This window comes from Pseudomonas lundensis, from assembly GCF_001042985.1.
Lineage (GTDB): Bacteria > Pseudomonadota > Gammaproteobacteria > Pseudomonadales > Pseudomonadaceae > Aquipseudomonas > Aquipseudomonas lundensis.
In genome coordinates, this window is sequence record NZ_JYKY01000016.1 from 104,679 (window position 1) to 113,815 (window position 9,137).

11 protein-coding genes and 1 pseudogene are annotated in these 9,137 nt (G+C 55.4%); 6 read left to right on the forward strand and 6 right to left on the reverse strand.

Annotation, left to right across the window (positions count from 1 at the left end):
- The first annotated feature begins 127 nt into the window (after window positions 1–127).
- From TU74_RS23550 to TU74_RS14315, 3 genes are all read left to right on the forward strand, one after another.
- A complete protein-coding gene (locus TU74_RS23550) occupies window positions 128–466 on the forward strand; it encodes a zinc ribbon domain-containing protein (protein ID WP_079732563.1) in 339 nt (112 codons plus the stop codon).
- Between the two features lie 54 nt (window positions 467–520).
- Entirely contained in the window at window positions 521–1,426 is a 906-nt protein-coding gene (locus tag TU74_RS14310) for a cation diffusion facilitator family transporter (protein ID WP_010951438.1), read from the forward strand.
- A 157-nt stretch (window positions 1,427–1,583) separates the two neighbouring features.
- Window positions 1,584–1,934, forward strand: a complete 351-nt coding sequence (locus TU74_RS14315; RefSeq protein WP_011953105.1) for a DUF3147 family protein — start codon at window positions 1,584–1,586, stop codon at window positions 1,932–1,934.
- A gap of 32 nt (window positions 1,935–1,966) precedes the next feature.
- Here TU74_RS14315 and TU74_RS14320 read toward each other — a convergent pair whose 3' ends face one another.
- Entirely contained in the window at window positions 1,967–2,293 is a 327-nt protein-coding gene (locus tag TU74_RS14320) for a DUF2790 domain-containing protein (RefSeq protein ID WP_010951440.1), read from the reverse strand.
- A 689-nt stretch (window positions 2,294–2,982) separates the two neighbouring features.
- Between TU74_RS14320 and TU74_RS14325 the strand changes: the two genes are divergently transcribed.
- Together TU74_RS14325 and TU74_RS14330 are read left to right on the forward strand one after the other, a co-directional pair.
- A complete protein-coding gene (locus tag TU74_RS14325) occupies window positions 2,983–3,657 on the forward strand; it encodes a heavy metal response regulator transcription factor (protein ID WP_003253457.1) in 675 nt (224 codons plus the stop codon).
- Window positions 3,654–5,072: a heavy metal sensor histidine kinase gene (locus tag TU74_RS14330; RefSeq protein ID WP_009682005.1), complete on the forward strand. Its 1,419-nt coding sequence runs from the start codon at window positions 3,654–3,656 to the stop codon at window positions 5,070–5,072. Before TU74_RS14325 ends, TU74_RS14330 begins: the two co-directional genes overlap by 4 nt.
- A gap of 57 nt (window positions 5,073–5,129) precedes the next feature.
- On the opposite strand, the gene TU74_RS14335 is transcribed toward TU74_RS14330, so the two are convergent.
- Window positions 5,130–5,717, reverse strand: coding sequence for a hypothetical protein (locus tag TU74_RS14335; protein WP_003253452.1), 588 nt, complete (start codon window positions 5,715–5,717; stop codon window positions 5,130–5,132).
- A gap of 266 nt (window positions 5,718–5,983) precedes the next feature.
- Here TU74_RS14335 and TU74_RS14340 point away from each other — a divergent pair, with 266 nt between their 5' ends.
- The gene (locus TU74_RS14340; RefSeq protein ID WP_003253450.1) at window positions 5,984–6,205 is read left to right on the forward strand and encodes a hypothetical protein; all 222 of its coding nucleotides are present in this window, start codon (window positions 5,984–5,986) and stop codon (window positions 6,203–6,205) included.
- 82 nt (window positions 6,206–6,287) lie between these two features.
- Here TU74_RS14340 and TU74_RS14345 read toward each other — a convergent pair whose 3' ends face one another.
- The 4 genes and pseudogenes from TU74_RS14345 to TU74_RS24475 all read right to left on the reverse strand — a co-directional run.
- Window positions 6,288–7,742: an ArnT family glycosyltransferase gene (locus tag TU74_RS14345; RefSeq protein WP_003253448.1), complete on the reverse strand. Its 1,455-nt coding sequence runs from the start codon at window positions 7,740–7,742 to the stop codon at window positions 6,288–6,290.
- A complete protein-coding gene (locus tag TU74_RS14350) occupies window positions 7,736–8,719 on the reverse strand; it encodes a glycosyltransferase family 2 protein (RefSeq protein WP_003253446.1) in 984 nt (327 codons plus the stop codon). The genes TU74_RS14345 and TU74_RS14350 overlap by 7 nt, the downstream gene beginning before the upstream one ends.
- Window positions 8,685–9,062, reverse strand: a complete 378-nt coding sequence (locus tag TU74_RS23555; RefSeq protein ID WP_338152405.1) for a GtrA family protein — start codon at window positions 9,060–9,062, stop codon at window positions 8,685–8,687. The genes TU74_RS14350 and TU74_RS23555 overlap by 35 nt, the downstream gene beginning before the upstream one ends.
- Window positions 9,011–9,137: pseudogene (locus tag TU74_RS24475) on the reverse strand (IS5/IS1182 family transposase); the annotation flags it as partial. The pseudogene TU74_RS24475 and the gene TU74_RS23555, both read right to left, overlap by 52 nt.

Below are 9,137 nucleotides of genomic sequence, written 5' to 3' on the forward strand. Positions count from 1 at the left end.
AACGGTTTCGTTTTGTCGTAGGCTAATTTTGAACTTTCAATTCAACTTACAAGTCTTTCTCGCGAGCAGAACATAATTTTCAACTTTTGCTCGTTAATATGTCACCCATCAATGAGGGGCGAATACCATGAGCTTTTTCAAAAACATCCTGGGCGGGCACCATGGCCGTGGAAACCACGGTGGAGGCAAGCACCACAGCGGGGGACATGGGGCCGAGCAATATGATCGCCATGGCCGGCAGCAGGGCTGCGACGGCGGTAATCAGGTGTATGACGGCGGGCGCCCTCCCACTCCTGCCCCCATCAAAGATCTGCAGGGCTGCAGGCAGTGCCGGACGGCCAACGATCCGTCAGCACGCTTTTGTCTAAACTGCGGAACACCGCTATCGAGTGGTTGCACCGCCTGCGGCTCGCTGCTGAGTGCAGGAGCAAGATTTTGCAGTCAGTGTGGCCAAGCGACGCTCTAAGGCTAGGTAGACAGGAAGGCCAACGAGACCACAACCCTGCGCAAGGAGAAATACGTGGGTTCAAATCATGACCATGGCAGCGCTGCAGTACGCGAGGGGCATCAGAAGAAGCTAATCATGGCGCTCGGCTTGACTGGCAGCTTCATGATTGCAGAAGTGATCGGTGCGTGGATTACCGGCAGCCTGGCGCTGCTGTCGGACGCATCTCACATGTTCACAGATACTGCCGCCTTGGCGATCTCACTGATTGCACTTCAGATAGCCAAGCGGCCGGCGGATCAGAAAAGAACCTTCGGCTATGCGCGCCTGGAAATTCTGGCTTCGACGTTCAACGCCGTGCTGCTCTTCCTGGTGGCGATGTACATCTTGTATGAGGCCTACCAGCGCTTCTTCATGCCGGCGGAGATCGCTACCGGAGCGATGATGTGGATCGCAATCGCCGGCCTGATCATCAACCTAATTTCGATGCGCCTTCTGGCATCTGCGAGCAACGAAAGCCTCAACGTCAAAGGAGCCTACCTCGAAGTTTGGAGCGACATGCTCGGCTCGCTTGGCGTAATCATCGCGGCACTTATCATCCGCTTCACCGGCTGGACCTGGGTCGACACGATTGTCGCTGTGGCGATCGGCCTTTGGGTTCTGCCGCGGACGTGGCAGTTGCTTCGCGAAAGCCTGGGGATCCTCATGGAGGGTGTCCCGAGGGGGCTCGACGTTACGGCAATCGAGGCCACCATCCTCGGAGTAGATGGCGTGACGGACGTTCATGACTTGCACGTGTGGGCTGTCAGCAGTGGCAGTAACGTGATGACGTCGCACGTAGTGGTTCGGGATTCTGCAGATGGGGATGCTGTGTTGGCGGCCGTCGTGGATGCTGTCAGCGATGCATTCGAAATCCATCACTGCACCATCCAGATCGAGCGGGCAGCTTTCCACGAGAGCGTTCCCTCACCCTCGCACTGACCGATCGGTAAACACCATGCAAACACATCACCCTCCTGGCTGAGGGTGATGTTGCAAAAAAAATGCGGTGAGGGATGCCGTAAACGGCAGGAGCGCTTCAAGGGGGTTGGTGAATGGCTTCGCCTGCCCTCGTCAACAACCTCCAGAAGGCTCAGCGATGGCCTGGATCATCACGAAGTACCTACTCACTGCCGGTATAGTGATTCTCGTGTCAGAGCTGGCGAAACGCAGCGACAAGCTGGGCGGCTTGGTCGCCGCCCTACCCTTGGTCACGGTCGTGACGTTGGTCTGGCTCTATTTAGAGAACCAGAGCATGGAGAAGATCTCCAACCATGCTTGGTACACGTTCTGGTACGTGCTTCCGACCCTGCCGATGTTTATTGCTTTTCCATTGCTGCTACCTAAGCTCGGCTTTTGGCCGACACTGATCAGCAGCATCCTCATCACAATGGCCAGCTTCGGAGGCTTCGCCATACTGCTGCGCCGGTTCGGCATTGAGCTTCTATGATCCGGTGGCCGCAGGGATCATCTTGATGAGTCTTAACGGCTATTAACACACTCGCCCTTCACCAGGTAGCGAACCATGTGCAGTTCGCCTTTCGAGTCTTCGTAGGTCATCATGCTTCTTACATTACCGCAGTACCGCACATTGGGTGATACATACACCAACTTACCAACGTCCAGGTCCATGCCATAGGCGTAGTCTTCTAGTTGAGGCATGGGCTTTTTTACGCGTTGAGCATAATCCGCTGTAGCCTCTCTAGCAGTACGCTCGATGTGTTTATTGATCTCCATACCGCTTTGGGCATTGGCTGTTAGTGATGTAAAGAGCATAAACACGGCGATCGCTGATACAGTAGTGTTCATAAGAAGTCCCTTAATAAAAAAGCGCCCGTAGGGGGGCGCTAAAATTCACCTACCAAAGGAGCGTATGGTTTACAGGTGAATGCACTGGCGCGAACAACTGCTCGGTGCTCTTGCCAAGCTGCTTTGAAATGAGACAATTTCCAAAGCAGCGATGCCTCTTCCGCTGCCCTTAAACTAGCAAAGGAGGCTAACACCAAGATGATCGTGCAATTACAATTTGGACATGTAATAGATTGTAAGATAATTATTCGAGAGAATATCGAGCCGCCACGTGAACTAATTTGCAGAAAGGCGCTGCGGTTTGCGGCCGTGCATGGGGTCTGCCTGCGTGGCGCCCTCGATCCAAGGCCAGTACCAGTCCTTGCAAGCTAACGACCGAAATGCTGCCTGTCCTGGCCGATTCCACCTGCCAGGCGAATCTGTCATACACCGCCGCAGGCCCCAGAATCCGCTATGCTTAGGGGTGGAGCCTGCATGACTGTCAGAAATCTTGCGGCTACATTACAAATTTGTAGGATTTCGCCGCGGCCAGCTTCTTCGCGTTAAGATTCAAGCGTCCTCAGGTGACCCGGCGTATGGACAGAGGTAGCGACTACCACATGCCATACCCTCAGCCAAACTTTCGAACAGCCTGCAACCATAATCTTGGCGGATTAGGCCAACTCCTTCCTCACACCTTGAGATAAGTTATGCGCGTTCTAGTTGTGGAAGACGAAATTAAAACTGCCGAATATCTTCAGCAGGGCCTATCCGAAAGCGGGTATGTCGTAGATATCGTGCACAACGGTGTAGATGCTCTGCACTTGTTCAACACTAATGTCTATTCGTTGGTCCTCCTGGACGTGAACCTCCCGGGTATCGACGGCTGGGACCTGCTGGAAACCATCCGTAAGACCAGCCGGGTCCGCATCATCATGCTGACCGCCCGCGGACGCATCAATGACAAGCTCAAGGGCTTGGACGGCGGCGCGGATGACTACCTTGTGAAGCCATTCGAATTCCCTGAGCTGCTTGCTCGCATCCGTTCGCTGCAACGCCGTGGTGATGAGTTAGTCGAGAAGAGCTCGCTGAAAATTGCCGATCTGGAACTCGACTCCGTCCGCCATCGCGTCTTCCGCGGTGGCACACGCATCGATCTCACCACCAAGGAATTTGCGCTTCTGCACCTGCTCATGAGCCGAACGGGCGAAGCGCTGACTCGCTCTCAGATCATCTCGTTGGTCTGGGATATGAATTTCGATTGCGACACCAATGTCATCGATGTAGCCATCCGGCGCTTGCGCTCGAAGATCGATGACCCGTTTGAAACCAAGCTCATTCACACGCTTCGTGGCGTTGGGTACGTTTTTGAGGAACGCGCATGAGGCCATTCAGCCTGGCTGCAAAGCTGGGGTTAAAAGTTGGGTTGATGAGCGCAGCGTTGCTGCTTCTGTTCGCCACCTTTGGCTATCTGATGGTAGGTAAGGCTCTGGAAAGAAATGCCCGAGCGGACCTGGAAGTAAAGATGGCGGGGATGGCTCACAACCTGTCCACCATCCCGGATATCTCCGGCGTCAACGCAGATGCACATCAGCTTGTCGATTTGGTCATGGGCCACAACAACCTGTATGTGAGCATATTCGATACCTCACAGAATCAGACTCCTCTGCTCTCGATTGGCTCGAAACAGGTCAATCTGGAGGTGCACAAGTTTCAGCCGGCGGCCCAGCCTAAAGAGCATGAATGGCGTGATACGCAGGACCGTCCTCTGCTGAGTGCTTCTCGGATCATGCGCTTGGGCGATGGAACAGAGGTCAGCGTCTATATGACCATGGACCAGTCATCCAGTGAGGCACTGCTTGATGCGTTGCTGACTTGGGCCTTGATGATGTCCCCCGTCATCCTCGCACTGATCTTGGCCATTGGCTGGTGGACCGTGCGCAGAGGCCTGCTGCCGCTGACCAAATTCCTCAAGGTGGCGTCAAAGATCTCAACGGAGAGCCTCGACCATCGTCTTCCGACTGATGGGATGCCGGCAGAACTCAAGAAGCTCGCCGACGGCATCAACATCATGCTGGCTCGCCTGGATGATGGCGTTCAGCAGCTCTCGCAGTTCTCTGACGACCTTGCCCACGAACTTCGAGCACCGCTTTCCAACCTGATGGGCAAGGCCCAGGTTGCCTTGACCAGAGAAAGATCGCTTTCCGAGTACCGGGAGGTTCTAGAGTCGTGCACAGAAGAGTTGGACCGCATGAGCCGCATGGTTTCCGACATGCTGTTCTTGGCCCAGGTCAGTCACCCTGCGTCCATGGTGGAGTTCGAACCGGTGTCCCTGGTCGACGAGGTTCAGCGCGTATGCGACCTCTTCAGCATTTCGGCAGAGGAAGGCGAGATCCAGCTGCAGATTTCTGGGAGTGATGATGTGGTACGCGGGAACCGCCTGATGGTTCAACGGGCCGTCTCAAACCTCGTGTCGAACGCGATCCGCTACTGCCCTCGCGGCCGCACGGTCTACGTGAAGGTGCAGCATAGTGCGAGCGGTACGACCTTGAGTGTCGGCAACCCCGGCCGCGGTATTGCCAAGGAACACCATGCGCACTTATTTGAGCGGTTCTACCGTGTGGACAAGAGCCGAGCACGGAGCGAAGGCGGTACCGGTCTTGGCTTGGCCATTGTGCAGTCGATCATGAGCCTGCACCAAGGGTCGGCGAGCGTGGAGGTGACCGAAGAAAACTTCACCTGGTTCCACCTTCACTTTCCCGCAGCCCAGCAACTGCAGCCAGCAATGACCGCCGCTTAAACCGCGCAGACATGATTAGGCCCGTCCATCGACGGGCCTTTTTGTTTGCTCAATGCATCAGTGCCGGAGGACCACAGGGTCCATAGGCGACCGCAGAATCACCGACTTGATGATCTTCTGCTCGTCAGGATTGGCGTTCTTCCACAGGTGTGAGAAGTACTGAGCATTCACTTTCTCTTGAGCACTTACGCTGCCGGCGGCATCGATCAGGCGCATGGTCGAGTAGACACAGATCAGCGCCAGAATGAAGAACGACGTGGCGACCACCATCACATAACGCTTGGCCAGCACCGGTGCCCGCTTGAGCTCCTGGATAGAGGCGTCCGCCGCCTTTGTCGCTGCTGTAAGCTCCGAGATCAGTGGCTGGATGGCGGTGTCGACTCCGCGGCATGCAGCTGAATACGCTGATGCAGCGGCGCGCAAGGCAACCTCCTCCGCGTTCGACCAAGCCTTCTCCGCCTTTCGCACCTCCTCCTGAATCTGCCGGCCGACAGCGTCCACCTGCTCCACCAGTTCGTTCGACCTCTCCAGAACAGCGCTGGAGGTCCGCGTCTGCGAGGTCAGCTCATCGAGCTGGACAGTGAGTTTTTCAGTGCAGCGGCGAAAGTCACCGATAGCAACTGCCCAGGGCTCTATGTCATTCATGGCTATCTCCTAGGGCGGCCAACAACGCCGCGCTGAATTAACGCGCTAGATATCAAAATTGTAATTTAAGAGAAAATTCTTAGTCGCCCTCGACAGTGCCGAGATAGACATGATCCTTCCAGATTTGAGGATTTAACGCATCCTGCCTGCCGCCAAAATTACGGAATTGTAATTATTGACTCACCTTGTCGTTAGCTTCGCGTTCCTAAACTACAAACCAACAAAGGCCGCTAATCAGGCAGGCCTAGTATGAACCGAGGTTCACAATGAAATTTGTCAAATCTATCGCTATTGGCAGCCTGCTGCTGGGTCTCATGGGTACCGCTTACGCTGAAGGTGGCTTCGAGCGAGCGAAACAGTTCAATGAAAACTTCCGAACCGAACAGGCTCGCCTATGGAGCGATGACTCTTCGGACCAGAACAAACAACAAGTCGCTCAAGAGCAAAAGAAAGAAAGCAAGGATGGTAAGGAACAAGCCGACAATTAATCGGCGGTTAAATAGGACTTCAAATGACGAAAGAAATCGACAAAAAAGCCAGGATAAAACCTGGCTTTTTTGTGCTTGGAATTTAGCCTTCGTTCTTGCGAGGCGTTTCCGCATTGCTTTCTCCAGCCAGACCCTCGGCACCTTGTACGGTACGTTTCCAATGGCACAGCATGAGCTGGCTGGCGTTCGCTTCGGTGATCGCTGTACATGCTAGATCAGCGGGCAGACCATCCTTGCTGTCTCGCAAGCGCCTGGACAGATAGAACGAGCCATCCTGCGGCCACTTGGCAGGATCCTTGATGTTCTCGGACTTTCCGCTGCTGTAAAACTCCGACGAGTATGAGCGGCGGCCAGGATAGATCAGGGGAGCGGAATGAGCAGACTGCACATTGAGCCAGGCTTGAACCACATCTCGCTGATTCTGAGGTCGCTCCTCAAGTACCCCGGCGTAGATGATGCCCGCACCGATGATTGGTAACACCAATGCACTCGCCGCGGCAGCCCATGTAGTCTTCGGGCCAACATCGCTGATCCGTCCGGATAGCAGCAATGCCCAGGCTGGCAGCGCAGGTAGCAGGTAGGTCCACAGAATGTTGCCTGCAAATGTGAAGAAGACCGGTGTCGCCAAGGCCCACAGCCAGAGGTAAGCCTCGAAGCGCTGCATTGATTCACGCTTGCGGATCAGTAATGGTAAGAAAAAGGCCCACGGCAGTAGCGACAGTCCGAGCTGGATCCAGATGGTGCCATATGGCTTGGCATGAGCACTGCCGTATAGGTCGCCCGCCCAGTTACTGACGACGTAGCGGCTCCAGTGCTCACCAACGAAGAAGTACTCCATGAAGCCGGGCGTTTTCATCTCGGCCGCGACATACCAAGGCACGGATATACCGAACATGAGTACAAGGCCGCTGATCCAGGGAAGCCTCAGTACCCGTCCCCATTCCTTGTAGATAACGAACCAGGCGAATGCCGGCGCCCCCATAAGCACTAGGGTCAGAGGGCCTTTGGCAAGCAAGCCCAGCCCGAGACCTGCGAACATCAGGTAGGCATCCGCCTTGCTGGCGCACTTCATCCAACGCCAGAAACCGTAGCTGGCCAGCAGAATCGAGAACGACAAAACAGGGTCGGTCAGCACGACACCGCTGGAGACTAGGCCAAGGGTGGTGCTGGAAAAGATAATGGCGGCCCAGATGCCGGCGTTACGGGAAATCTGCTGCGTGCCGAGTTTGATGATGATGAAACAGCTTGCCAGGTGCAGCAGCCACGCCGGGAAACGCGCAGCGAACTCGTTAACGCCGAAGACCGTCATGCTTGCGGCCTGGGTCCAGAAGGACAACGGTGGCTTGCCCCAGAACGGTACCCCGTAGTCGAACATGGGCGTGATCCAGTCATTCAACTCGACCATCTTGCGAGCCATTTCAGCGTAGCGAGCCTCCGATGTGTCCATCAGTGGATAGATGCCCAGCCCCACCAAACGCAAGAGCAAAATCGAACCCAGGATCCACCACAGCGTCCGCTCGTTTTTCAGGCTCAGCATTTCTTACCCTCGATCGAGGCCATCGAAGGGTGGAGTGACACGGGATCCGCCTTGCTGCTGTGCTTCAGGAAATAGAGAGGCCGGCGCTTCACTTCCGCGAGTGTCACGCCCAGGTACTCCCCCACCATGGCGACACCGACGCACATGAATGAAGCCATTCCGACGATCAGGTGATGGATGTCGAAACTGCCTGCCACAAGCGACGCAAGCATGTAGCAGATGCTGGAGACGAAAAGACCGAAACTGATGAGGCTGAAAATGCGCAGTGGTTTGCGAGAGAAGCTGACGATGCTCTCGATGGCCAGATTGAACAGGCCAGCTGCATTCCATTTGGTGCTCCCGGCATGGCGAACAGTGCGATTGTAGGGCAGTTCGATGGTACGAAAGCCTACCCAGCCGATCATGCCTTTGAGAATCCTGGAGCGTTCATCCAGGGCCCGCAGGGCTGCCAGCGGCGCAGGCCCAATCAATCGGAAATCGCTGACATCGGCCGGCATGTCCACCTTCTCCACCAGGCGCTGCATGACCCAGTAGTAAGCCCGGGCACTCATGCGCTTAAACCACGAATCACCGACTCTCAGGTTGCGTTGCATGTTCACCACGTCGTAACCGCGTTGCCAGTGGTCCACCATGGCCGAGATGAGCTCTGGTGGGTCCTGCAGGTCGACATCGATGAAGATCAGCGCACTGCCACGGGCATGGTCTATCCCGGCGCTGAGTGCAGCCTCTTTGCCGAAGTTGCGACTCAGGGACAGACAACGTACAGATGACCCATCCTGATAGTGGCGAAGAATGTCGGCCGTTCGGTCGTTACTGCCATCGTCGATATAGAGGATTTCGCAGGAGACGGGTAAGCGCTTCACGACGCGGGTGATCCGCTGGTGGAACTCGGGGATGGTTTCCTCTTCCTGGAAGCAAGGGACGACGATGGTTAACAAGGGATCAGGGCGCTCGGGAAAGCGATGTAATGTCTGCATGATTGAATGTCCAAAAACGATGTGCAATGAATCCAAGTGCAGTGAGGCTTAAGGTCACTACAAGTTGGGAGATGAGCGGTGACAGATTCGACTTGATGAGGAACCACATACCCACGCCATTGCCGAAGTTTGTGGCTAACGCGACCAGTGCAAACCTGACAGGCTGAAACTTACGAGAGCCATCTGACACAAAGCAGAGCGCCCTATTTCCAATAAAGCTTGCGATAGCGCCAACCATGCCTCCACAGATACTGGCTAGCAATGGAGTAGATAATTCTGTCGTAACCAGCACTAGGCTCTGTACGTAAAGTATTGTCGCAAGCACCGCATAGCGCAGGCCAATGAGACCATCGCCGCAAAACTTGTTGCGAGCTTGTCGAAGCGCGTCACGATGCGACGGTTCTCCTTCAGCCAGCCA